The sequence below is a fragment of the uncultured Turicibacter sp. genome (assembly GCF_938044715.1).
GTDB classification, from domain to species: Bacteria; Bacillota_I; Bacilli_A; order MOL361; family Turicibacteraceae; genus Turicibacter; species Turicibacter sanguinis.
In genome coordinates, this window is record NZ_CALIOS010000147.1 from 34,012 (window position 1) to 57,475 (window position 23,464).

Here is a 23,464-nt window from a genome sequence, read left to right on the forward strand (position 1 = left end):
AGAGGTGCGAAGATGCCGCCAATTAATCCAAAAGATAAAATTAAAAGCATGAAAAAGAAAAGTAGTTTTAATAAAAAAGGTCCACAAAGTATTGGAATCTACTTTATTCTATTTATCATTGTTTTAGGGTTATATGGTTTCTTATTTATTCCACAGGAAACACAGAAAATTGAAGAGCCACGTTATGAACAATTATTAAGTGATTTAGAATCAGGAAAAATTGTTTCATTATATGTTCAACCAGTAGATGGTGAAGACAATCAAAATATGTGGTCTGTTCAAGGTGAAATGATGGTAGATGGAAAGAAAACTATCTATACTGCAAATGTTCCAAATTCGGAATTGTCACGTATTTATGATTTAGCATTATCAAATAACATTGAAATTAATAATAAATTAGCTTCAAGTGTAGGTAAGATATGGTCATTCCTTTCTTACGCGTTAATAACTGTTTTATTCCTAGGTGTCATCATGTTTATGTTTAAATCAGCACAACGAGGGAATAATAAGGCGTTTGATTTTGGTAAGAGCCGTGCTAAATTATCTAAACAAGAAGGAATCTCGTTCGAAGATGTTGCTGGAAATGATGAAGAGAAAGAAGAATTGGTTGAGGTTGTCGATTTCTTAAAAAGTCCAGCTAAGTATAATGAAATGGGAGCACGTGTTCCAAAAGGTATTTTATTAGTAGGGCCTCCAGGTACAGGTAAAACGTTATTAGCTCGTGCAGTTGCAGGAGAAGCTGGAGTACCTTTCTACTCAATTTCAGGTTCTGATTTCGTTGAAATGTTCGTAGGGGTAGGGGCAAGTCGTGTACGCGATATGTTCCAAACTGCGAAGAAAACAGCGCCTTGTATTATCTTTATCGATGAGATTGATGCAGTAGGGCGTCAACGTGGAGCTGGTATGGGTGGAGGACACGATGAACGTGAACAAACATTAAATCAGTTACTTGTTGAGATGGACGGATTTGGTCCAAATTCAGGTATTATCGTAATGGCTGCAACTAACCGTCCAGACGTTTTAGATCCGGCTTTATTACGACCAGGACGTTTTGACCGTCAAATTACAATTGGTCGTCCAGATGTTAAAGGACGTGAAGCAATCTTAAAAGTGCATGCACGTAATAAACGTTTAGCACCTGAAGTACGTTTAGAAGATATTGCAAGACGTACACCAGGATTTAGTGGAGCGGATCTTGAAAACTTATTAAATGAATCTGCTTTATTAGCAGCTCGTGAAAATCGTAAAGAAATTCAAATGCGTGATGTCGATGAAGCAACGGATCGCGTTATGATGGGACCTGCTAAAAAATCAAAAGTATTCTCACCAAAAGAACGACGTGTTGTTGCTTATCATGAAGCAGGACATGCTGTTGTTGGATTAAAACTTGAAAATGCAGAGATTGTACATAAAGTTACAATTATTCCTCGTGGAGAAGCGGGAGGATATGCTTTAATGCTTCCTGAAGAGGAAACTTATTTACAAACTAAACAAGATTTATTAGACCGTATTACTGGATTATTAGCTGGACGTGTCTCAGAAGAGTTAACGTTCCACCAGGTAACAACGGGAGCTCATAATGACTTCCAAAAAGCAACTGCTATTGCACGTGCGATGGTTACTGAATACGGGATGAGTAAATTAGGGCCTATCCAATACGAACAACGTAGTGGAAATGTATTCTTAGGACGTGACTATAATAAAGATAAGAACTTCTCTGATCATTTAGCACGTCAAATTGATGAGGCAATTCATGAGATTATTAGTGAATGTTATGAACGTTGTCGCAAGGTTCTTGAGCAAAATCAAGATTTAGTAAAATTAATCGCTGAAACATTGTTAGAGTATGAAACATTAACGAAAGAACAAATTGATGAGTTAGTTGAAAAAGGTCACTTAGAAACAACAGCTTATACAATTAGTAGCTCTAATAAAGATGATAAAAAACAAGCTAATTTCAAATTAGTGCGTGAAAATAATAATTATCAATTAAAATCAACATTAACTCATTCAAAGGATGAATTACCTCCAATTGAAGAGTTATAATAAAAAAATCGTTTCTCATTAGAGAAACGGTTTTTTTATGAGATGATGTAAATAAATTTTTCCTATTAGCTCAATATAAAATTAATACTGACAATAATGAGTAGAAAAATAAGTGTATTTTTGTTATCATAGACAACATAAAAATGATTTCCTAAGAAATAAAAGAGACAACAAGGAGGCACATTAAATGAAAGATTATTTAGTTAAAGCATTAGCATTTGATGATCAAATTCGTGCATTTGCTGTAAGTTCAACAAATTTAGTTGAAGAAGGACGTCGTCGTCACGGTTGCTGGCCAACTGCTTCGGCTGCTCTTGGTAGAACTTTAACGGTTGCTGCTATGATGGGAAGCCAGTTAAAAGGTGAAGAAACAATTACTATTCGTATTAATGGAAATGGACCAATCGGTTCAATTATTGTAGATGCAGACTCAAAAGGTATTGTACGTGGATATGTTACGAATCCAGAAGTACACTTCCAATATAATTCAGGAAAATTAAATGTAGGGATGGCTGTTGGAACTGATGGGCAGTTATCAGTGACAAAGGATTTAGGATTAAAAGATTATTTCACAGGACAAGTTCCGTTACAATCAGGTGAAATTGGTGATGACTTTACGTATTATTTTGCAGTATCTGAACAAGTTCCATCTGCTGTTGGCGTAGGGGTTTTAGTTGAACCAGATAACTCAGTTAAAGCAGCTGGAGGATTTATTATTCAAGTAATGCCAGGAGCTACAGAAGAAACATTAGTGAAGTTAGAAACTGCTTTATCTAATATTAAACCTGTTTCTCAAATGATTGATGGAGGTCTTACTCCTGAACAAATTTTAGAAACGATTTTTGGTTCGGAAAATGTTCGTATTTTAGATCGTCATGATGTTCATTTTGAATGTAAATGTTCAAAAGATAAATTTGAAAATGGAATTATTAGTTTAGGAGAAAATGAAATCCAAGCGATGATTGATGAAGATCACGGTGCGGAGGCAGTTTGTCATTTCTGTATGGAACGTTATCAATTTACTGCTGAAGAATTAGAAGCCTTAAAAGAACGAGTAAAGTAATTAAAGGATGAATTAATATGAATCGCTATGAAGATAATATTGAAGTAGTTGAAGGTGAAGTTATTAGTGATGGAAGTACATCTTCACAAAAGGATTATTGGCGTGAGGAACTTAAAGAAGAGCTTCGCCAAGAATTAAGAAACGATTATCGACATGAACTAAGAAAGGGAATGATGTCGGTTCTAGGAAAAAGCTATAATTTAGGAATGATGCTTGCAGTTGTTATCTCTTACACAGCACATCACTCTATTTTATGGGCGATTATTCATGGATTACTTGGTTGGTTTTACGTTATTTATAAAATTATTTTTGGATAAAATTAAAATCCATTATTTCATTTTGAAATAATGGATTTTTTTATTACATCGGATAGAATTCATCAATAACTTTAATGATATTAGGGCGGAGATCAATATTACCTTGTTCAAGCTGATATCTTAGGCTTGAAAAATCAGAAGAGTTTGAAGGAGCTTGGGTATCTGCTTGAAGTCCGATGTAAAATAATAATAAACCACAAATGATAAGAATAGTATTTAATACTTTCATCAGTGTCACTCCTTATCGCTTTTGTCGAGATTGAGCTCAATATTACTATACGTGTGGACTAAGGAAGGCGTGAGCGGAAATATTGGACATTTATACAAAATTATGTCATCATATTAATAAAGTTATTTTATATCTGAGGACAGCAAAGAAAGGGCGTGGATGATATGAAGAAATTATTATTGATGTCATTAGATGCGATGATTGGTAAAGATATTGAAATTTTAAAACAGTTACCAACGTTTGGACCAATTTTAAAAAAAGCATCAATTGTAAAATCAGTTGAGACAGTATATCCATCAATGACTTATACAGCTCATGCATCGATTGTTTCAGGAACTTATCCTAATAAACATGGAATTATCACAAATGAGGTATTTACACCATTAGTTAATAATGCACCTTGGTATGAGTTACGTTCACAAAATAAAGCTCAAATTCTACCTGAACTAGCTCAAGAAAATGGTTATTCAGCATTTATTAATAGTTGGCCAACATTAGTAGGAGCAAATGTTGATTATGTTGTTCAACGTGCTGGAATTCATTATCCTAAAGAAGAACAAGAATCTGAAATTCGTAAAAATTCAAATGATGTTTTAACACAGGAAATGTGGGACTATTGTGCGGAAGCATGGACGTTACCAAATTATTATTCAACAGATAAATTTTCTGCAAAAGCAACAGAATATGTTATTAATAAATATCAACCAGATGTAATGTTAATGCATATGACATTACCAGATCATTATCGTCATTCACACGGGGTATTATCTGAAAAATTAGTAGATGCGTATAAATATTTAGATGATATGTTAGCAATCGTTGTAAATGCTTTAAAAGCAAATGATTTATATGAAAAAACAACGTTTGTTTTCTGTTCAGATCATGGACAAGTTGATGTGGATATGAATATTAATGCGAATAAATTATTAATTGAAAATGGATTATTAACAGTAGATGAGAATGGAAAAATGACAGATTGGGAAGCTTATATCCAATCTAGTGCTGTATCTGCTCAAGTTTATTTAAAAAATCCTAAAGATGAAGAAATGGTTCAAAAGGTTTATCAGTTATTAAACGAAAATCGTGATTTATTACATATTGAGCATATTTTTACGCGTGAGGAAGTTAATAAAACGTATCGTTTAAATGGAGAGTTTACATTTGTATTAGAAGCTAAAGAAGGAGCCGCATTTGGATGGAATCTATTAGCTGATTATCAAAATCCAATTATGAATGATGATTATCGTGTAAGTCGTGGTACACATGGACATATCCCAAGTAAAGGGGAGCAACCATGTTTAATTTTAAGTGGTCCAGGGGTACTTGAAGGAAAAGAAATCTCAGTTGCTAAAGTTGTGGATATTGCTCCAACATGTGCAGCTATTTTAGGATTTGAAATGCCTGAAGCAGATGGACGTGTACTTCGTGAATTATTAGTAGATTAATAAAAAAGGTCAAAGCTTGTGCTTTGACCTTTTTTATTTTTGATTTGCAATTCGACGATATTGTAGGGGTGTCATCCCTGTTATTTTTTTGAATGTCATATTGAAATAGTTTTGATTATTAAATCCAACTGTTAATGCAACTTCAAGGGTTGATAATCTTCCTTCCTCGAGTAGTGGTTTACTATTTTCAATTCTAATTTCATTAACAACTTGTGAGAAAGTTTTCCCCAATTCCTTTTTTAAAACAGAACAAAAATAGCATTTATTAAGATGAAAGTAGCTAGCAACGTCTTCTAAAACTAAGTTTCGATCGTAATTATTTGAGATATATGCTAAAACTTGTGGGCCATAAAGACCGGAATTTGGAGCTTTATTTTTGTTTGTATCGTTCATTTTTTTCCCTCCATATAAAAAAATAAAAAGATAATAATAATTATTATCAATAAAAAGGCTAAAACCTAAATATAGTTATAAAAATCTAAACATAGTTAAGAATGTTACTTGGTTAACTGTTATAATAAAAACAAATGATAATAATTATCAATTAAGTTGGATTAATTATAACATAGAATTTATTGAGAGTAAATATGTTGACAACGGGGAAGAGGTATGAATTTGAAGAAGCGATATTTATTAATTCTATTGTTAATACTGTCTATTGTTTCAGTATTTGTTGGAGCAAGTAATGTTACGTTAGATTCAGTTATCAATGGAGACATTGATCAATTATTTATTTTATTTGTGAGTCGTATTCCGAGATTGCTAAGTATATTAGTTGCGGGGGTTGGAATGAGTATTTGTGGTTTAATTATGCAGCAATTAACACGAAATAAATTTGTTTCTCCAACGACTGCTGCCACAATCGATTTTGCTAAATTAGGAATGCTTATCGCTATGTTATTCTTTGCTGGAGCATCTCCGCTACATAAAATGTTTTTTTCTTTTATTTGTTCTTTAGCAGGAACATTCTTATTCATGGGAATATTAAAGCAAATTAAATTTCAAAATAGTTTATTTATCCCTTTAATCGGGATGATGCTTGGGAATGTTGTTAACTCCATTACAACGTTTATTGCCTATCAGTTTGATTTAGTCCAAAATATTTCATCTTGGGCTCAAGGAAATTTTACAAATGTGATGAAAGGAAATTTCGAGCTTATTTATTTAAGTATTCCACTTATTATCGTTGCATTTTTATATGCTAATAAATTTACAATCGCAGGAATGGGAGAAGATTTTTCAACAAATTTAGGTCTTAATCATAAGTGGATTGTGAATATTGGATTAACGATTGTTGCTTTAATTACATCAGTTATCGTCATTACTATTGGAGCTATCCCATTTATCGGCCTCATTGTTCCTAACATTGTGTCATTATACTTAGGCGATAATCTAAAAAATAGTTTAGGTCATACTGCTATTTTAGGAGCATTGTTCTTACTAATCTGTGATTTGATTGGTAGATTAGTTATTTATCCATACGAAGTTACGATTGGATTAACGGTAGGTGTCATTGGAAGCATTATCTTCTTATTTTTAATTATGAGGAGGAAATCAAATGCAACGTCGTAAGTTTTTTAGTATCCTACTCATTTTAGCGATTGGCTTTAGCGTATTATATTTAGCATACGGATTAAATCCGAATTCTTATCAATATGCTTTGTCAAGACGAATTCCAAAGTTAATTGCGATTATGTTAACAGGTGGGGGAATTGCAGTATCCTCAGTTATCTTTCAAACAGTTACTAATAATCGGATTTTAACGCCCAGTGTTCTTGGGTTGGATTCCTTATATACAATGTTACAAACTGTCATTGTCTTTATTTTTGGATCAGCAAATGTTGCTTTAATTGGTTCGAATGTTAACTTTATTTTAGCTGGAATTTTAATGGTTCTGTTTTCGTTAGTATTATTTCGTATTATGTTCAAGCAGGAAAATCAGAATTTATTCTTCTTACTAATGCTCGGAATGATTTTTGGAACCTTATTTAGTAGTTTATCTTCATTTATGCAAATGGTGATGGATCCAAATGAATTTTTAATCGTTCAAGATAAAATGTTTGCAAGTTTTAATAATGTTAAATCATCTTTATTAATGATTTCATTTTTAACAATAGTTGTTACATTTTTATGGGCATTTAAAGATATGAAGCGATTAGATGTTTTATCTTTAGGGCGTGAACATGCGATTAATTTAGGTATTGATTACGATAAGATTGTTCGAAAATTATTGGTTGTTGTTTCAATTTTAGTTGCTGTTTCAACAGCACTTGTAGGACCTATTACGTTTTTAGGATTACTGGTAACCAATCTCTCTTATCAATTATTTAAAGATTATCGTCATAGTGTTTTAATTCCAGGTGCAATATTAATTAGTATTGTATCGTTAATTGGAGGTCAGTTCTTAGTTGAGAGAGTGTTCCAATTTAGTACAACAATTGGGGTTATTATTAACTTTGTCGGTGGGATTTACTTTATTTATGTTCTGTTAAAGGAGGAGCGCGTATGATTGAGGTGAAAAATATTTCAAAGAAATATGGTTCAAAAGCTGTCGTAAATGATGTCTCTTTTCAAATTAAGAGGGGAAAGATTACCTCATTTATCGGACCAAATGGTGCTGGGAAAAGTACCGTATTAGGAATGATGAGTCGTTTGTTGAAAAGAGATTCTGGTGAAGTCTTTATTGATGGAAAAGAGTTATCACAGTGGAAAACAAATGAATTAGCTAAAGTCCTGGCGATACTTAAGCAAAGTAATCATTTAAGCGTCCGACTTACAATTCGAGATTTAGTCGCGTTCGGTCGCTTCCCACACAGTCAAGGTAATTTAACGGAAGTCGATCAAGCTAAGATTGACGAGGCGCTTCATTATATGCAACTTGAGGATATTCAGGATAAGTTTTTAGAGGAGTTAAGTGGGGGCCAAAGGCAACGCGCTTTTATCGGAATGGTGTTGGCACAAGATACTGACTATATTTTACTTGATGAACCTTTAAATAATCTTGATATGAAGCATAGTGTGCAAATTATGAAGATGTTACGTCGTATTACAGATGAGCTTGGTAAAACAGTTATTATTGTGATTCATGATATTAATTTTGCATCATGTTATTCAGACGAAATTATTGCTTTGCAAAACGGTGAAATTTCGGTTTGCGGAACAGTAGATGAAATTATGCAGGCATCAACATTAAGCGAGTTATATGATATGGATTTTGAAGTTAAAGAGATTAATAACAAAAAAATCTGTGTGTATTACTAGGCTAGGATTAAATATATAAGAAAAGGTGGAAAAGAAAAATGAAGAAAAATTTATTAGTAATGATGGCCGTTTTGGCAATGGGAATGGTAGGATGCTCACAGGCACCTGCAATGGAAGCACCGGCAGAAGATACAGCTGTATCTGAAGAAGTAAAATCAACTGAAAATAAAGAAGTAGCAACAACTTTAATAATTGAACATGACTTAGGGAAAACAGAAGTTGAAATTAACCCAGAAAATGTTGTTGTTTTCGATTACGGAATTTTAGATTCATTAGATTACATGGGGGTTGAAATTACAGGAGTTCCACAATCAAGTTCAATGCCAGAACATTTATCAAAATTTGATGGTTCTGAATATGCTAATGCAGGTTCTTTAAAAGAAGTAGATTTAGAAGCTGTTTATGAAATGCAACCAGATTTAATTATTATTTCTGGACGTCAATCTGATTACTATGAAGAATTATCAAAAATTGCGCCAACTATTTCCATGGGAATTGATAATGAGAATTATTTAGAATCATTCAAAGAAAATATGATAGTTTTAGGTCAAATCTTTGAAAAAGAAGAGTTTGTTACAGAAGAATTAGCTAAAATTGAGGAATCAGTTGCGACTTTAAATGAAGCTGTAACGGCAACAGGAGCTAATGCTTTAATTACGTTAGTTAATGATGGTTCTGTAAGTGCTTATGGTCAAGTTTCTCGTTTTGGAATCATCCACAATACATTTGGATTTATTCCAGCTGATGAAAATATTGAAGTATCAACACATGGACAAAATGTTTCATTTGAATATGTTTTAGAAGTTAACCCAGATTATCTATTTGTTGTTGATCGTGGGGCTGCGATTGGAGGAGAATCAACGGCTGCGGCTTTATTAGATAATGAATTAATTCATGCAACAAATGCAAGTGTAAATGATCACATTGTTTATTTAAATGCTGGGATTTGGTATACAGCGAGTGGTGGATTTACTTCAACAAATATGATGATTGATGAAATTAGTGCTGCGTTAAAATAATAATTTGCAAATAAGGTGAGTATTTCACCTTATTTTTTTATTAAATTTAATTACAAAAATAAAAAAATCACAAACTTTTTAAAAAAATTCACAAAAATATGTAAAATTATAGTATAATATACGTGTTAGGAAACATGGTCATTTAATGACAGGATAGTGTCAGTTTTGATGAAAATTGTCATGAGTTTTCATCGAATTTATCACCTATAGAAATTTGGAAGTCATTCAAGTATTTTTTAAGAATACTTATTCCCTATAGATTAGTTTTGTACTCCTCAAATATAAATAAAACTAAATTTGGAATCTATGATTTGCGGCGTAGATTCTAAAAAGACTTCAAATTCTATCACTATCTCCACCAAGTGTTTTCTGATTATCTTCCTCGAGGTAAACTTCGAGGATTTTTTATTTGTCGTGAATTTTGAAGACTACCATTCAAAGTCTTTTAATAATATAGAGTGTGATGAAGAATTTTAGTGGTTTTACTAGATTAAGCGATGAAGGGTGTCGTTTTCTAAATGATAGTAGTAAGGGGAAAGTGTGGTAATAAATATCATGATTTGATATAATTACATTAATAATTTTTATACGTCTTATTAAATAATGGAGTGAATAATGTGAAAAGATTACGTAATATTTTAGTTACAATTATTCCGTTGATTGTTTTATTTTTAATTGCGGATTATGTATTATTAGTACCTTTAAATATTAGATTTGAAGAAGGATTTGGATTATTCTACGGGTTATTAATTATTGCAATTATTGCTTATTTTTATGAAGATGTACGTTATATTTTTCAAGATATAGCTAAAGGACATCCCATTAGTTTTCCAGGTTCAAAAATTAAGTTTGTTTTACTGACGATGATTATCATTTATTTTGGATATCAGTTATCATCATTACCTATTTTTTGGAGCAAACAATATCACGATTTAATTGGTAATGTGGAGACAAAAGAATTTGTTGAAGAGATTCCATCAGTTGATTTATCTAAGATTCCAACAGTTGATGAAGATTATGCTCGCCGTTTAGGTGAGAAAAAGCTTGGAGAAGATGTTGGTTTGGGGTCTCAGGTTTATGTTGGGGATTATACGTTAATTAGTATGAATGACGAGTTATTCTGGGTAGCACCTCTTGAACATATTGATATTATTAAGTGGTTTGCTAATCATGAGGGGACCCCTGGATATATAATGGTTTCAGCGACTGATGCTCAGGATGTACGTTTAGTTCAAGAAGATGCAGAAGGAAACCCAATTCACTTAAAGTATTTACCTTCGGCATTCTTTAATGATGATATTAAACGTAAGGTATATTTTGAAGGAAATATGTTTGAAGGATTGACTGATTTCTCATTTGAATTAGATGATTCAGGACGCCCTTATTGGGTTGTGACAACTTATACTAAGAAAGTCGGAATTAATGGTGGATCTGATGCGACTGGAGTAGTAGTGGTTGATGCGCAAACTGGAGAGACTCATAAATATTCAACTGAAGAGGCACCAACATGGATTGACCGTATCCAACCACAATCATTTGTGATTAATCAAATTAATGACTGGGGGTGGTATACAAACGGATTCTTCAATACATTATTTGCTAAAAAAGGGATTATTCAAGCAACTCAGGGAAGTAATTATATGTATGTCGATGGAGAGTGGTATTTCTATACTGGTATGACTTCAGCTAGCTCTGATGAATCAACGGTTGGATTTATGTTATCGAATACGAGAACGAAGGAAACAAAGTTCTATAAAATTGCAGGTGCAACTGAGATTGCAGCGATGCGTTCAGCAGAAGGAAAAGTTCAACAAATGTCATATTCTGCGAGTTTCCCATTGTTATTAAATATTGAAAATGAACCAACGTATTTTATGACGTTAAAGGATAACCAAGGTTTAGTTAAGCAATATGCATTTGTTAATGTAAAAGATTATTCGATGGTTGGTACAGGTGAAACATTAAGTGAGGCTCGTGCTAATTATACGAAGTTGATGTTTGGAAAAGGTGATTTTTCAAATCTTGCATCAGGAGAACGTAAGTCAATTAAGGGGACTGTTGAGCGTTTTGGAATGAGTCAAAGTGATGGAAATACTTATTATACGATTATTTTAAAAGATCAAACTAATTTATTATTGATGGGAGCAAGCACTATCTCACCGGAGTTAGCTATTACCCGCGAAGGTGACGTAGTTGAGATTGAGTATATTGACGCAAATAATCAGACAAAAACAATTGTTTCATTTGATAATTTAAATTACGTTCAGTAATCATAAAAGGAGAGGCGCTACTAACGTGCTTCTCCTTTGCGTTAGAGGTGTAGAAGTGATGAAGAAGATAATACCAATTTTATTGATTTTGATTGGTGTAGTTTGTTTAGGTATAGGAATTTATCCATTAATTGAGATGAATAAAGGAGTTAAAGAATCGGTGGAACAATGGGAGGAATTAAAAAATACTCCTAAGGAAGAAACATCGAATGAGAATGTCGATCAAAGTATTGTTGGGATGATGCAGATTGCTTCATTTGACAAGTTATTGCCAATCCGTGTTGGAACATCTGATGCGATTTTGACAAAAGGGGTAGGAATAGATGACGACACATCTATGATTGGTGATGTGGGTAATTCAGTACTTTACGGCCACCGAGAAGAAATTTTTTGGAATTTAAAACATGTTGAGGTTGGAGAGTTAATTACAATTGAGACATTAGATAATACCTTGACTTATGAGATACAAGATATTCAGATTGTTGATCCAGATGATGATTGGATTTACGAGTCATCAGATAGATCAATGATTACATTAGTGACTTGTTATCCGTTTGTTTATATGGGGCCAACACCTGAAAGATATGTTGTGAAAGCTAGTTTAATAGAGTAAAAAAATCCTCAGATTAATCTGAGGATTTTTTTATTTTATTTTTGAATATTAAATAACTTATCCCATGTTGCTTGGAAGTCAGATGCGATACGGGCAGTTACTGAATTATCTAAAATTGTTGCAGAAGACATATCTTTTCCTTTTTCATAGTAGTAACCACCGATTTCTTTGTCTCCGCTCATTAGTAAATAAATATCATAATCTTTGTTATCTTTTGTTCCTGTATATTGATAAACATCAACTGTTTTCCCAACATATTCACTTGGTTCTACCCATGTATATAACCATTGATTATAGACATCGCCTTGTGCAGCTGTTGCTTCATCAAGTGTATAGGTTTGGTAGTACTTACTTCCGTTAACATTAGTAACATTTTTAAATCCTAAGTCACTTACATATTTAATTTGTTTATCCTCTGTAGTAGTTGTTGTTGGCGTATTTTGAGTTGTATTGTTCTCTGTTGTTGTCGTTGTTGATTTATTGTTTGAACAAGCAACTAAACATAACCCAATCATAAACATAACCATTAAACGTTTCATTCTGAATCTTCCTTTCATGTCGATTTCTTTCATAGTATTTAACGGTTCTTCCTAATTATTCAAGAAAATAAAAAATAACCCCATCAATTATAAATTTATAATTGATGGGGTTTAATGATCTTAATAGTTTAATCCAGCTGGAACGATATATTGATGATCATCAGCAGAACATGGTGTAACGGCATATGTCATGTTACAGTTTGGACACTGATCAACTAATTTTAATTTAGTGTATGTTTCTCCACAAGAACAGTTAATAGTTGCTGGTGTTGGCATTTCTTTATCAGCAAATCCTTTCATACGCACTTTATCTGCTACGGCTTGACCATTTTCAAATTCACAACCACATTTCATTGAAATCATTTCACTCATATCATTCATCCCTTTCATATCTAGTTAAGAGTATTATATCAGATATAGTGAGATAAAAATGTGATATAGGTCACATAAAGGGAAAGATTTTAAAGGTAATATTAATTGTTTGTTCAAAATAGATGAGATAAAATAAATAATATAATAATTTGGTTATTAGGGGGATAGTTTATGATTGATATTCATTGTCATATTTTACCTGGAATTGATGATGGTGCAAAATCTATGGATGAAACTTTAGAAATGGCACGTATTGCGGTAAGTGAAGGGATTTATCATATTATTGCAACACCACACTATATCCAGTATAGTGATTATGCTAATAAGGAGCAGGTTCAACAGCTTGTAGACGAAGTGAATAATGTTTTAAAAAAAGAGAATATTGCTTTATCACTTGCAGTCGGTCAGGAAATTTATTTAACTCCGGATTTACCGAAATTAGTTGAATCTGGCGAGGTTAGTACACTTAATAATGGGCAGTATATTTTAGTTGAATTCCCGATGAATGATATCCCACTTTATGCTGAGGATGTTTTTTATGAATTAAGATTAATGGGGTTGACTCCGATTCTTGCGCATCCGGAACGTTATCCAATGATTATGGAGGATCCTAATATATTGTTAAAGTTTTTGAATTTAGGTGTTTTATGTCAGGCAAATGTCGGAAGTATTCGGGGATTTTTTGGAGAACGCGTTCAAAAAACTGTGATCACGTTAATTGAACATCATATGATTCATTTTGTTGCAACAGATGCTCATACACCAAGAAACCGTGCACCTAAGGTAAGAAAAGCATTAGATGAAATCACCCGATTAAGTGGTGATAAAGCACGTGAGTTATTCATTGAAAATCCGTTAAAGGTTTATAATAATGAGTTAATTGAAGTGGTTATGCCTATTGAGGTTCAAAAATCAGGATTTTTTAAGAGTTTATTTAGTAAATTTAAAAGATAGAAAAGAAAAACGTAGAAAAAATCTACGTTTTTTTTATATTTAGTTGGCATCTTTAAATAGAAAAGATGAGAGTGTAATTTCATTGTTCTGCTTCGTTGGATAGTCTTTGAAGAGGGATTTTAGATAAGGATCTCTTGCTGCAATTTCTTCATTAATTAACGGTAAGTCTTTAATGATTTCAGTCGATTCATCCTCAATTTCAAAATAATATCGGTGGATATTAATTGTTGCGTTTGGATATAGGACGTGGATTCCTTCGCGAATCGCATGTTTATGATAGGTTAAATCAGTTGTGACACAGTATGAAGGATCAACAAGTTGAAATTTCACAAAGGTCCCCCCTTTTTAATATTTTTAAATAATTTATATCAATATATATGCGATTAGTATCTGCAATATTCATAGTTTTTCTTAAAAGTCACAAGTGATTTTAGTTATTCATACACTATAGTAACGATGTAAATGGTGGTGATAACGTGAAGACTGACGATAGACGAAGAAAAAACAGAAAAAACTCTAAAAAAGAGACTGAAGGGAGTTCACCTAAGTATCATAAAATTGTAGATGCAGTCGAACAGGTAGAACGGATAGGACGAACAATAGGGAATAAAATTGATAGTGATTTTAACTTAAGGGCTAATCAACGCTATGTTCCTTCTAAATATAATTTAGATTGTGCTGATCATATATGCGTCACTCGATATAAACCAACGCCGTATACTCATCATGGACTTTATCTTGGTCTTGGACTTGTTATTCATTATGATTTTAATCGAATTTGTATTGTGACTTTAGAACAGTTTGCAAAGGGGATGCCTATTTTTATTGTTCAAAGTAAAATAACTTATTCAAGGGAAGAAGTAATGGTCAGGGCTGTTAGTCGATTAGGGGAAGAAAAATATAATTTGATTACAAATAATTGTGAACATTTTGTGCGTTGGTGTCGTAGTGGTAAAAAAATAGAGTGACTATAATGTGATAGGTAGTGGAAAATCCACTATCTTTTTTTATTGTGGATATTATCAACAGCTTAAAGTTGAAATTAGGGGATAAGATAAATAATTTTTCGACAATTAGGTGTCGACAGTGTGTAAAAAAAGACAAAATACTCTAAAATGTTATTTTTAAAAAGTGAGAATTTTATCGAAATATCAGAAAAATGTAAAAAACAGGAACAAAGATATTTATTTTTTTCCACAATATGTTAGAATAGATTTATACACAGTCTTGTGGATATTAATAGATAATAAAGATGAAATATAGCTAATGATAATTGATATTACCATATTTTAAGGTATGTGTTTCTTATCCACATAGATTTTTTGGTTTTGTTGATAAGAAGGGGATAACTTATCGTAAACGAAGTCACTAAGGAGGGGAATAATTCGTGATTGCGAACAATCTATTTAATTTTAGTATGAAGAACAAAATGTTGGTACCTTTTTTTACAAAGTCTTCTAATGTTCAAAATTGCAGTTATCGTCGAAAATATGATTTAGTTTATATGATGGAGAAATATGCAACTTCATCAATGGATTATCTTCAGTGGGTAAATGAAAATGTGAATCCTAATAAAAATAAAAATGCTATTGAGTTTATTGATATTAGTGGTCTAGCTTTGATGAAGCATAAAGAGGTTTTCAGTAAATTTCAAAACGTTTATGTTTTAGATCAGTATTTTGGTGGGATGATTCATTTTAAAACAGCTATAAAAAATATTGTATCGAACCTTAAAGTAAGTCTTTCAACGAAAAGTAAGTTAAACTTACCGAATCATTCAATTGATATTATATTTAGTAATTCATCATTTAGTTTGATACCTGAAGACGTAAGGATGAGTTTTTTATCTGAAGGATTACGAGTTCTAAAAGACGATGGGGTTCTTTATTTCTCCAATCTTTCAGCGGAATATTATGATTCTATTTATGAACTATTAATAGAGTATGATTCACGATTAGCTAGTGGTTTAGATTGGAGTCAATTTCAAATCGTAAATGTCGATAAAGTACATGATTTTTTTAAACTGATTTTTTCAGAGGTTAAAGTCGAGTATTTTAAATCTGACTGGTGGATAACGAATGTTGATGACTTAATCGGATATTTATTATCAGAACGTGAATTTGATAGTTTGAAACTTATCATTTCCGAATCTGGATTATCAAAATTTAGAACATTTTTATTGAACAAAATAAAAGAAGATGGTGGAATTTTAATTAAGCGTCGTGTAAATCTCATCATAGGTAAAAATAAATGTAGTTTAAAATTAGCTGTCTAAATTTAAGATAAGATCGAGGTAGTATAGGGTGGAGTTAGTACGTAGGGTAACATCTCATTTTAAATTTAATAATAAATCTTATATCATTAATCTACATCCATTGAATGAACAATATTATAAGTTAAAAATGAAGTATTTTAATTCTGGACAACATCAAAGATGGATTAGTCGTAGCTTTTTTGATTATCTAAATTTAAAGGTAGACACTACTGTTTTAGATTTAGGTTGTTCTTTTGGCGTTCTATGGTGTCAAAATGTGGAGAAGTTAAAATCATATGCACCTATTACATTAGGGGAGAATCTTTTAGTTAATGTTCGGATTTCACAGCAAAATCTAAAATCAAGAAATATTAATTATCCAGTTGAGTTAGTTGATTATAAGCGTTTAAAGTTTGATGATAATAGTTTTAATAAAGTCATTTCTCGTATTGATTTTGAGGAATGTAGTCTAAGTGATCAACTTATAATGATTGAAGAATGTTGTCGAGTGGTTGAACCAAATGGTACTTGTTATTTCTTTATTGATAATAATCAACTTACAAATATAATGAATCAGTTATTGTATCAGTTTGACTCAAGTTTAGATATTCAAATGGATCCTACTGGATTAGAACGATATGAAGTGGAGTCATTTTTAGAAAAGAAATTTGAAAGTATTGAAATCATAAATTATAATAATAATTCAGGAATTTATGAAGCAGATGTTTTAATAAATTTATTAATTGCAGCTAAAAATTTAAATTTTATTGATTTGATTGTAAAAAGACATCGTATAGCGGAGTTTACTTTGTTTTTAACTCGTTATATTGAAAAATATGGACCGATTTATCTCAATCCAGGGCATAAAATTATGATTTGTAATAAAAAAGCTCAAAAGTGTCATTAAACATTTTGGAGCTTTTTTAATTTGTTGGAAAATTAATGATAAAATGCTTTATCCTTAGTAGGATATCTGATAGGATATTACATGGAAAAGAGTCTAAAATTGTATTAAAATGACTTTTTATGTAACTATTAAGTCAGGTTAGGGGTATTAGGAATGAGTAATTTCAAAAATTGGATTATTACAAATCGAAAAAAAGTTGGATTAGGAATCGGATTATTCCTAATTATTTTTATGTTCTTTATTGTAAAAGAGGCTCCGGGCTATATCGAAATGTATAAAAATATTCAAAGTGCTAAAGTTTCACTTTTAAATGATGACTTAGAAGGAGCCCTAGTAAGTTATGAAAAAGCTTATCAGGCAGTTAAACAAAAAGTAATTGAAGAGAATATCGATGAAGTGAAGCAATTAATTACTTCAAAATCTAACTACTTAAAAGGTGAAAGAGCAAATCAAAATAAAAACTATGATAGTGCGTATTACTATTATCAAAATGTTATTCCAAGTGATGAAGAACGATATGAAAAAGCGCAGGATGAATTAAAAGTAGTAGCTCAAAGGTTAGTAGAATCTATTTACGAAGAAGTTGATGATTTATATGATAAGCATTTATACTTAATGATTATGGGGAAATTAGAACTTGCATTATCATATGGTGTAAACGTTGAAGAAACGCAAGAGAAAATCGATTATTATCAAAATGTTCTATTTGAATATTATGTAGATAGAGCGAAAACAGAGGCATCAACATATTTTAATCATAAATTATTTTATTCATTATTCTTAAATAGTTTAGAAGAAGCTGTCAAATATGCAACTACTGATGCACAAGTAGAGGAGCTATCACAATTAAGAGAGAATATTATAGCAGAAACAGTGAATGAATATTATGAGTTAGCGAATATAGCAGTCAATGATGGGAAGATGGAAGAAGTTAAAATATATTACGAGATGATTAGTGCCATCGATGTGACTAGTGAAGAAGCTAGTGCTTTGGCTGAGTTACTTTAATTAGTATATTAATTAGTAAAGTTGAATAGATTTTAATAAGCACGTAAAAACGATTGTGCTAAAAAGGGGTATACTAGCCTTGTCTGTTAAGTGATTAGCAGATACTCACCGTTAATTGCTTTGAAATCCTAAAGCTCAATGTACGAAAACGTCATCTGAAAAGATAAGCGTGAACGTAGCGAAAGCAGAAAAAAACATTGAGATGAACATATGGTTAAATCCTAAGTGTTTATGAAAAATGGATGTTTAGCAGCGAATTTCCTAAGTCTCAGTGATATGGAAAACGTTCAACGACTATCCCATTGCGTGGGAGTAGAATTACAAGTGATTGGTAATTCGAAAAATGGTGCTCCTATAGTTTTTAGGATGAAGATATAGTCTGCGCACGCTCTGAAAAGAGGTGACCTTTAGGGGTATTAATTAGGTAGCGCTAATTGATAAACAGATGTAAGTAACGGACTGGTATTAGATGAGACAATCTCGAATAAGACCAATGAAGTATTTTCAACGCACTATTATATGGAAAATTGCTTATGGACGAGTTAATCGTAGACGTGTCAAATAACATTATTCTCAGCTTTAGTAAAACAAAAAGGGACTATCTCAAATGAGATAGTCCCTTTCCCACATCTATATTATTCAGGTTTCATAGCATTATTCACTAACGCCAGCAGCAGCAAGAAATAATAGCTAATAAAATAAATAACACTAAAATGAAACAGCATGAATTTCCTTGATTTCCACACATATTACATTCACCTCATTTAACATAATTGGTAGTTTCACTACCTAATTTAATTTATGAAGAATGGAATAATTTGTGATATAAATCAGATATTAATTTTAAATTTATTAGGAGAAATAGTTGGTTGTATTTCGAAATAAAGATAGCATAGTTAATCGGTTACATAATTTAGCCATTACTACTTCTACTTAGTCAGTTAGTTGTGATATAATGACACTGATTAAACATCTAATATAGAGTGTTAAGTGAATGGAGATGAAACGATGCGTAAACCAGTAAGAAAGGCAGTTATCCCAGCAGCTGGATTTGGAACACGATTCTTACCTGCTACAAAGGCACAACCAAAAGAGATGCTACCTATCGTAGATAAACCAACGATTCAGTATATTATTGAAGAAGCTGTTGCTTCAGGAATTGAAGAGATTTTAATTGTGACAAGTTCAATGAAGCGTCCAATTGAGGACCATTTTGATAAGTCATATGAACTTGAGGATACGTTAGCTAAGAAAGGTAAAACAGAGATGCTTGAAATGGTTCAAGGAATTTCTAACTTGGCTCAAATTCATTATGTGCGCCAAAAAGAAGCAAAAGGACTTGGACATGCGATTCTTTGTGCTAAGACATTTATTAAAGATGAGCCTTTTGTTGTTTTACTTGGAGATGATGTGGTTGTTAATGATGAGAATCCAGCAACGCATCAATTAGTAGAAGCTTATAATAAAATTGGATGCTCAATCATGGGTGTTCAACAAGTTCCAAGGGAAGATGTATCTAAGTATGGAATTGTTCGTCCATCATCTTCTCATGTTGCAGATGGACGTATGGTTAAATTAAGTGGAATGGTTGAAAAACCAGCTCAAAAAGATGCACCATCTAACTTAGCTGTAATGGGACGTTATGTTTTAACACCTGAAATTTTTGAAATGTTAGAAACTCAAGAGCCAGGTGCAGGTGGAGAAATTCAATTAACAGATGCAATTGATCGTTTAATGGATCGTCAAGCCGTATATGCTTATGATTTTGAAGGTAAACGTTATGATGTTGGAGATAAATTTGGATTTATCAAGGCAACAATTGACTTTGCTTTAAATCGTAAAGATTTAGGGGATCAAGTTCGTGATTATTTATTAAATGAAATTGCGCCTACTTTAAAATCAAAAGTTGCAACAAAAGATGTAGTAGTAAAAGAAGAGGTAGAAGAAACCGCTGAAGAAGTGACTGAATAAGAAGGGATACCCCCTTCTTTTTTTATTTATCATTTTAAGTTTTTTAAAAGGTGTTAACAAATAAATCTTTTCCCTGCATATAATGTATTAAGGCAATAGGGTATTACGTAGTTAAATAGGTGGGGTGAAATTATGAATATTAATAAGGCGATTTATAAGTCCGAACAACTTGTTTCACTTTACGGTGAACAACAAAATGAGGGGTTGTTAGAAGAATCCAAGAAATTAAATCGGGGTATTGATAGTAAAGCTTATCTGTCAACAATTAAATATTTATATTTGTATCAGTATTATAAAACAAGTCAAACATTTCCAAGTTGGTATAGCACTCTAATGCAAAAAAAAATTAATGATTTATATGATTATTTCGAAAAAACATTTGCGAATATTATAAATAAACATGGGAAGGTGGATGAGGAATTAGAGTCTTTCTTATCTAGAAGAGTCGTGTGGTTATATAAAGGTAATTTTAGAGTTTATCCCACAAGTCCTGTGGATTACTTGCCTCTTGAATTAAGGTTAAAAGTGTATGTTTATTTGTATGGTGAAGAAGATGATCCAAAAGCTAGTTGTCATTTAAGAAATCGTATTGCTGTGACTCTTGCAAAACTGGGTCATTTAGATTTAGCGAATTTGTTTAGTATTTATAATTGGTTGATGGCACAAGGAATTAATACCCATTTTGCGAAATCAAGTAATTTAAAAACGACGCTATCACAACTTAAACATGCGAATGAATATAATAAAAAATTACAGCAAGAAGGTCAGAGCGTTCCCCTTGTGACAGAGTTATGTTTTTATTTTACGAAGTTATTGAATCGTCAGTTAATGAAATATGACCGTGCGAATGTTGCGATGATCGATTTAGTAGCTTTTTATTATAAGCAATATCCACAGTTAGAGCAATTATCTTTGCCGTTTAAAACATATTTAAGAACGAAGGATATGAAAGAACTTAGGGATAAAGTAGAACAAAAACGAGGTGAGTTTATTAAGGCGACGAATGAATTTACCTCACTGATAGAAGATCAAGTTACGTTATATAATTTTATATTAAGAATTTGTATTTAAGTGTATCATGACTCCTCCTTAATCGACAAAGAGGAGTTTTTTTCTGATGATGTGATAGATGAGTTTATTGTGTTTACATATATTTGTATAATCTTCGTGCATTGTGGCATCTAGGTGAAAGTATTTTAAACATAGATGAGTAATTTTGAATAATCGGATGAATATGTTCCAAAATAAAGGTGAAATCGTACATATGGAGGTTGTTGGGATGGCATCTTTAAAAGGATCTGAAACACATAAAAATTTAATGCGTGCATTCGCAGGTGAATCACAGGCAAGAAATCGATATACGTTTTATGCCTCAATTGCAAAAAAACAAGGTTATCCATTAATCGAAAAAACATTTACTTTAACAGCTAATCAAGAGCAAATGCATGCAAAGATTTTCTTTCAATATCTTTCTGAAGAGTTTAATGGAGAAGAGATTGAAATTGATGCAGCTTATCCAGTAGATATATACCAAGAAAATACCCTTCAAAATATATTAGCTTCTGTTACAGCTGAAACTCATGAGCATCAGGAAATTTATCCTGCATTTGCAGAAGTGGCTAAAAAAGAAGGATTTAATCAAATTGCAGCAACTTTTAATATGATTGCTAAGATTGAGGAAACTCATAGTCAACGATTTGCAGCAATTGCAAAAGATATGCAGAATGATACTTTATTTACAAAACCAACTCCTGTTGCCTGGCACTGTGAGGTTTGTGGTCATATTCATTATGGTGTCGCAGCTCCAGCAATTTGTCCAGTTTGTAAACATGCTAAAGGTTACTTTAAAGCAGAAGCGGCTAATAATTAAGTATCGGATTTTCCGATACTTTTTTTCTTATGTTTACAGAAATTTTGAGATGAATTATACTAATAGGTATAATTTAGAGGCTTTATTGATTGAGGTGATGAGAGTGTTTGCTCAAAATAGACCGCTTATTATGGGAATTTTGAATGTGACCCCGGATAGTTTTTCGGATGGTGGAAGTTATCAACATATTGATGAGATTGTCAAAAAGGCACGCCAAATGGTTGCTGATGGCGCTGATATTATTGATATTGGTGGGGAATCCACACGACCTGGTTCAACTGTTGTAAAAGTAGAAGATGAGATTGCTCGTGTTATTCCTGTTATTAAACGATTGGTTGAAGAAATTGATGTTCCGATTTCAATTGATACTTATAAAGCAGAAGTGGCAAGACAGGCTGTTTTAGCAGGTGCTAAGATTATTAATGATATTGGTGGTGGCAAGTTTGATCCCGATATGCCAGATGTGATGGCCACTTCAGGTGCTTATGTTGTCCTGATGCATAATCGTATGCCTAATATGAGTGAAACAGATTGTATTACGGCGATTACAGGTGAATTAACCGTGTATGATGATATCGTACAAGACGTAATGACGGAGTTAAAAGACTGTGTAGAGTTGGTTAAAGCAGCAGGGGTTAGTGAGGATAAGATTATTCTTGACCCAGGGATTGGCTTTGCCAAAACAGTAGAGGGTAATGTTGAGTTGATGCGTCGTGTTGGTGAGCTTCATTCTTTAGGTTATCCACTTCTTTTAGGTGTGAGTAAGAAAGGAACGATTGGACATTTGCTTGGTGGACTGGATGTAGCAAATCGTTTAGAAGGTACGGTGGCAGCGACTTGTTTTGCTGTGAGTCAAAAGGTTCATATTATTCGTGTGCATGATGTGTTAGAAAATGCGAGAGCAGCAAAGGTTATGAAAGCTTTAGTTTAATTATAGGAGGAAACTGAGATGGCGAAAATTATGTTAAATGATATGGAGTTTATTACGAAGCATGGAGCATGTCCACATGAATATGAATTTGACCAAAAGTTTAAGGTTGATGTGTTTATGTATACGGATTGTGTATTAGAAGCGGGAGCAACTGATGATTTAAGTTTAACGATTAATTATGCAGATGCTTACGATGTGGTGGCAGATATTATGTATGGCGATCATGTAGATTTACTTGAGACGTTGGCCTTTCGTATTGGGACAGATTTATTAAACACTTATGCTGTGATTGATAAGGTGAAGGTTGAAGTCCGCAAAATGCAGCCTCCGATTACTGGGTTTAATGGAACGGCTGCCGTTGAAGTGACGATTAAACGTTAAGTTGGAGGGGTTAT

At 32.4% G+C, this 23,464-nt stretch carries 25 protein-coding genes; 20 read left to right on the plus strand and 5 right to left on the minus strand.

What is annotated here, in order from left to right; all coding sequences use genetic code 11:
• Positions 1-12 precede the first annotated feature (12 nt).
• The 3 genes from ftsH to QWC74_RS14220 all read left to right on the plus strand — a co-directional run bounded on the left by ftsH (position 13) and on the right by QWC74_RS14220 (position 3,426).
• Positions 13-2,046 (plus strand): ATP-dependent zinc metalloprotease FtsH, encoded by a 2,034-nt coding sequence (ftsH, locus tag QWC74_RS14210; protein ID WP_006784886.1) that lies wholly within the window; start codon positions 13-15, stop codon positions 2,044-2,046.
• A 187-nt stretch (positions 2,047-2,233) separates the two neighbouring features.
• Complete coding sequence (hslO, locus tag QWC74_RS14215; RefSeq protein ID WP_006784887.1) at positions 2,234-3,109, plus strand: Hsp33 family molecular chaperone HslO; 876 nt, start codon at positions 2,234-2,236, stop codon at positions 3,107-3,109.
• 17 nt (positions 3,110-3,126) lie between these two features.
• Complete coding sequence (locus QWC74_RS14220) at positions 3,127-3,426, plus strand: CAAX protease family protein (protein ID WP_006784888.1); 300 nt, start codon at positions 3,127-3,129, stop codon at positions 3,424-3,426.
• 43 nt (positions 3,427-3,469) lie between these two features.
• On the opposite strand, the gene QWC74_RS14225 is transcribed toward QWC74_RS14220, so the two are convergent.
• Positions 3,470-3,655 (minus strand): hypothetical protein, encoded by a 186-nt coding sequence (locus QWC74_RS14225; RefSeq protein WP_006784889.1) that lies wholly within the window; start codon positions 3,653-3,655, stop codon positions 3,470-3,472.
• Between the two features lie 164 nt (positions 3,656-3,819).
• On the opposite strand from QWC74_RS14225, the gene QWC74_RS14230 reads away from it, so the two are divergent.
• Complete coding sequence (locus QWC74_RS14230) at positions 3,820-5,100, plus strand: alkaline phosphatase family protein (RefSeq protein ID WP_006784890.1); 1,281 nt, start codon at positions 3,820-3,822, stop codon at positions 5,098-5,100.
• A 33-nt stretch (positions 5,101-5,133) separates the two neighbouring features.
• Here the strand turns inward: QWC74_RS14230 and QWC74_RS14235 are convergent, their stop codons facing one another.
• On the minus strand, positions 5,134-5,493 hold the full coding sequence (locus QWC74_RS14235) for an AraC family transcriptional regulator (protein ID WP_006784891.1): 360 nt from the start codon (positions 5,491-5,493) through the stop codon (positions 5,134-5,136).
• A 216-nt stretch (positions 5,494-5,709) separates the two neighbouring features.
• On the opposite strand from QWC74_RS14235, the gene QWC74_RS14240 reads away from it, so the two are divergent.
• From QWC74_RS14240 to QWC74_RS14265, 6 genes are all read left to right on the plus strand, one after another.
• Positions 5,710-6,672, plus strand: coding sequence for an ABC transporter permease (locus QWC74_RS14240; RefSeq protein ID WP_269146103.1), 963 nt, complete (start codon positions 5,710-5,712; stop codon positions 6,670-6,672).
• Positions 6,659-7,609, plus strand: a complete 951-nt coding sequence (locus tag QWC74_RS14245; protein WP_006784893.1) for an iron chelate uptake ABC transporter family permease subunit — start codon at positions 6,659-6,661, stop codon at positions 7,607-7,609. The genes QWC74_RS14240 and QWC74_RS14245 overlap by 14 nt, the downstream gene beginning before the upstream one ends.
• Positions 7,606-8,361 carry an ABC transporter ATP-binding protein gene (locus tag QWC74_RS14250; RefSeq protein WP_006784894.1) on the plus strand — a complete coding sequence of 252 codons (756 nt, stop codon included), beginning with the start codon at positions 7,606-7,608 and terminating at the stop codon, positions 8,359-8,361. The genes QWC74_RS14245 and QWC74_RS14250 overlap by 4 nt, the downstream gene beginning before the upstream one ends.
• 38 nt (positions 8,362-8,399) lie before the next feature.
• The gene (locus tag QWC74_RS14255; RefSeq protein WP_006784895.1) at positions 8,400-9,380 is read left to right on the plus strand and encodes a siderophore ABC transporter substrate-binding protein; all 981 of its coding nucleotides are present in this window, start codon (positions 8,400-8,402) and stop codon (positions 9,378-9,380) included.
• 617 nt (positions 9,381-9,997) lie between these two features.
• Entirely contained in the window at positions 9,998-11,650 is a 1,653-nt protein-coding gene (locus QWC74_RS14260; RefSeq protein WP_006784896.1) for a hypothetical protein, read from the plus strand.
• 58 nt (positions 11,651-11,708) lie between these two features.
• The gene (locus QWC74_RS14265; RefSeq protein ID WP_006784897.1) at positions 11,709-12,263 is read left to right on the plus strand and encodes a class D sortase; all 555 of its coding nucleotides are present in this window, start codon (positions 11,709-11,711) and stop codon (positions 12,261-12,263) included.
• 35 nt (positions 12,264-12,298) lie between these two features.
• Here the strand turns inward: QWC74_RS14265 and QWC74_RS14270 are convergent, their stop codons facing one another.
• Both QWC74_RS14270 and QWC74_RS14275 read right to left on the minus strand, forming a co-directional pair.
• Entirely contained in the window at positions 12,299-12,802 is a 504-nt protein-coding gene (locus QWC74_RS14270) for a hypothetical protein (RefSeq protein WP_006783674.1), read from the minus strand.
• Between the two features lie 120 nt (positions 12,803-12,922).
• Complete coding sequence (locus tag QWC74_RS14275; RefSeq protein WP_009606879.1) at positions 12,923-13,174, minus strand: hypothetical protein; 252 nt, start codon at positions 13,172-13,174, stop codon at positions 12,923-12,925.
• 171 nt (positions 13,175-13,345) lie between these two features.
• Between QWC74_RS14275 and QWC74_RS14280 the strand changes: the two genes are divergently transcribed.
• The gene (locus QWC74_RS14280; RefSeq protein ID WP_006783676.1) at positions 13,346-14,128 is read left to right on the plus strand and encodes a tyrosine-protein phosphatase; all 783 of its coding nucleotides are present in this window, start codon (positions 13,346-13,348) and stop codon (positions 14,126-14,128) included.
• A gap of 39 nt (positions 14,129-14,167) precedes the next feature.
• Here the strand turns inward: QWC74_RS14280 and QWC74_RS14285 are convergent, their stop codons facing one another.
• Complete coding sequence (locus QWC74_RS14285) at positions 14,168-14,458, minus strand: hypothetical protein (RefSeq protein ID WP_006783677.1); 291 nt, start codon at positions 14,456-14,458, stop codon at positions 14,168-14,170.
• Positions 14,459-14,604: 146 nt separating this feature from the next.
• Here QWC74_RS14285 and QWC74_RS14290 point away from each other — a divergent pair, with 146 nt between their 5' ends.
• From QWC74_RS14290 to folB, 9 genes are all read left to right on the plus strand, one after another.
• Positions 14,605-15,096, plus strand: a complete 492-nt coding sequence (locus QWC74_RS14290) for a lecithin retinol acyltransferase family protein (RefSeq protein WP_006783678.1) — start codon at positions 14,605-14,607, stop codon at positions 15,094-15,096.
• Positions 15,097-15,515: 419 nt separating this feature from the next.
• A complete protein-coding gene (locus QWC74_RS14295; protein WP_006783679.1) occupies positions 15,516-16,403 on the plus strand; it encodes a class I SAM-dependent methyltransferase in 888 nt (295 codons plus the stop codon).
• 28 nt (positions 16,404-16,431) lie between these two features.
• Positions 16,432-17,289, plus strand: coding sequence for a class I SAM-dependent methyltransferase (locus tag QWC74_RS14300; RefSeq protein ID WP_288994272.1), 858 nt, complete (start codon positions 16,432-16,434; stop codon positions 17,287-17,289).
• Positions 17,290-17,442: 153 nt separating this feature from the next.
• Positions 17,443-18,297: a hypothetical protein gene (locus QWC74_RS14305; protein WP_006783681.1), complete on the plus strand. Its 855-nt coding sequence runs from the start codon at positions 17,443-17,445 to the stop codon at positions 18,295-18,297.
• A gap of 1,008 nt (positions 18,298-19,305) precedes the next feature.
• Positions 19,306-20,268, plus strand: coding sequence for a UTP--glucose-1-phosphate uridylyltransferase GalU (galU, locus tag QWC74_RS14310; protein WP_006783682.1), 963 nt, complete (start codon positions 19,306-19,308; stop codon positions 20,266-20,268).
• 132 nt (positions 20,269-20,400) lie between these two features.
• Positions 20,401-21,339: a hypothetical protein gene (locus QWC74_RS14315; protein WP_006783683.1), complete on the plus strand. Its 939-nt coding sequence runs from the start codon at positions 20,401-20,403 to the stop codon at positions 21,337-21,339.
• 208 nt (positions 21,340-21,547) lie between these two features.
• Positions 21,548-22,138, plus strand: coding sequence for a rubrerythrin (gene rbr, locus QWC74_RS14320; protein WP_039930882.1), 591 nt, complete (start codon positions 21,548-21,550; stop codon positions 22,136-22,138).
• A gap of 97 nt (positions 22,139-22,235) precedes the next feature.
• Positions 22,236-23,069: a dihydropteroate synthase gene (folP, locus tag QWC74_RS14325; RefSeq protein WP_155062054.1), complete on the plus strand. Its 834-nt coding sequence runs from the start codon at positions 22,236-22,238 to the stop codon at positions 23,067-23,069.
• Between the two features lie 18 nt (positions 23,070-23,087).
• Positions 23,088-23,450, plus strand: a complete 363-nt coding sequence (gene folB / locus QWC74_RS14330) for a dihydroneopterin aldolase (protein ID WP_006783686.1) — start codon at positions 23,088-23,090, stop codon at positions 23,448-23,450.
• Positions 23,451-23,464 lie beyond the last annotated feature (14 nt).

Bases quoted from the DNA above. Each gene is read 5' to 3' on its own strand.
- QWC74_RS14280 (WP_006783676.1), top strand. From the start codon at position 13,346: ATGATTGATATTCATTGTCATATTTTACCTGGAATTGATGATGGTGCA.
- rbr (WP_039930882.1), top strand. From the start codon at position 21,548: ATGGCATCTTTAAAAGGATCTGAAACACATAAAAATTTAATGCGTGCA.
- folP (WP_155062054.1), top strand. From the start codon at position 22,236: ATGAGAGTGTTTGCTCAAAATAGACCGCTTATTATGGGAATTTTGAAT.
- QWC74_RS14255 (WP_006784895.1), top strand. From the start codon at position 8,400: ATGAAGAAAAATTTATTAGTAATGATGGCCGTTTTGGCAATGGGAATG.
- folB (WP_006783686.1), top strand. From the start codon at position 23,088: ATGGCGAAAATTATGTTAAATGATATGGAGTTTATTACGAAGCATGGA.
- QWC74_RS14245 (WP_006784893.1), top strand. From the start codon at position 6,659: ATGCAACGTCGTAAGTTTTTTAGTATCCTACTCATTTTAGCGATTGGC.
- galU (WP_006783682.1), top strand. From the start codon at position 19,306: ATGCGTAAACCAGTAAGAAAGGCAGTTATCCCAGCAGCTGGATTTGGA.
- QWC74_RS14220 (WP_006784888.1), top strand. From the start codon at position 3,127: ATGAATCGCTATGAAGATAATATTGAAGTAGTTGAAGGTGAAGTTATT.
- QWC74_RS14270 (WP_006783674.1), bottom strand. From the start codon at position 12,802: ATGAAACGTTTAATGGTTATGTTTATGATTGGGTTATGTTTAGTTGCT.
- QWC74_RS14265 (WP_006784897.1), top strand. From the start codon at position 11,709: ATGAAGAAGATAATACCAATTTTATTGATTTTGATTGGTGTAGTTTGT.
- QWC74_RS14305 (WP_006783681.1), top strand. From the start codon at position 17,443: ATGAGTAATTTCAAAAATTGGATTATTACAAATCGAAAAAAAGTTGGA.
- QWC74_RS14225 (WP_006784889.1), bottom strand. From the start codon at position 3,655: ATGAAAGTATTAAATACTATTCTTATCATTTGTGGTTTATTATTATTT.
- QWC74_RS14275 (WP_009606879.1), bottom strand. From the start codon at position 13,174: ATGAGTGAAATGATTTCAATGAAATGTGGTTGTGAATTTGAAAATGGT.
- QWC74_RS14315 (WP_006783683.1), top strand. From the start codon at position 20,401: ATGAATATTAATAAGGCGATTTATAAGTCCGAACAACTTGTTTCACTT.
- QWC74_RS14235 (WP_006784891.1), bottom strand. From the start codon at position 5,493: ATGAACGATACAAACAAAAATAAAGCTCCAAATTCCGGTCTTTATGGC.
- ftsH (WP_006784886.1), top strand. From the start codon at position 13: ATGCCGCCAATTAATCCAAAAGATAAAATTAAAAGCATGAAAAAGAAA.
- QWC74_RS14250 (WP_006784894.1), top strand. From the start codon at position 7,606: ATGATTGAGGTGAAAAATATTTCAAAGAAATATGGTTCAAAAGCTGTC.
- QWC74_RS14230 (WP_006784890.1), top strand. From the start codon at position 3,820: ATGAAGAAATTATTATTGATGTCATTAGATGCGATGATTGGTAAAGAT.
- QWC74_RS14240 (WP_269146103.1), top strand. From the start codon at position 5,710: ATGAATTTGAAGAAGCGATATTTATTAATTCTATTGTTAATACTGTCT.
- hslO (WP_006784887.1), top strand. From the start codon at position 2,234: ATGAAAGATTATTTAGTTAAAGCATTAGCATTTGATGATCAAATTCGT.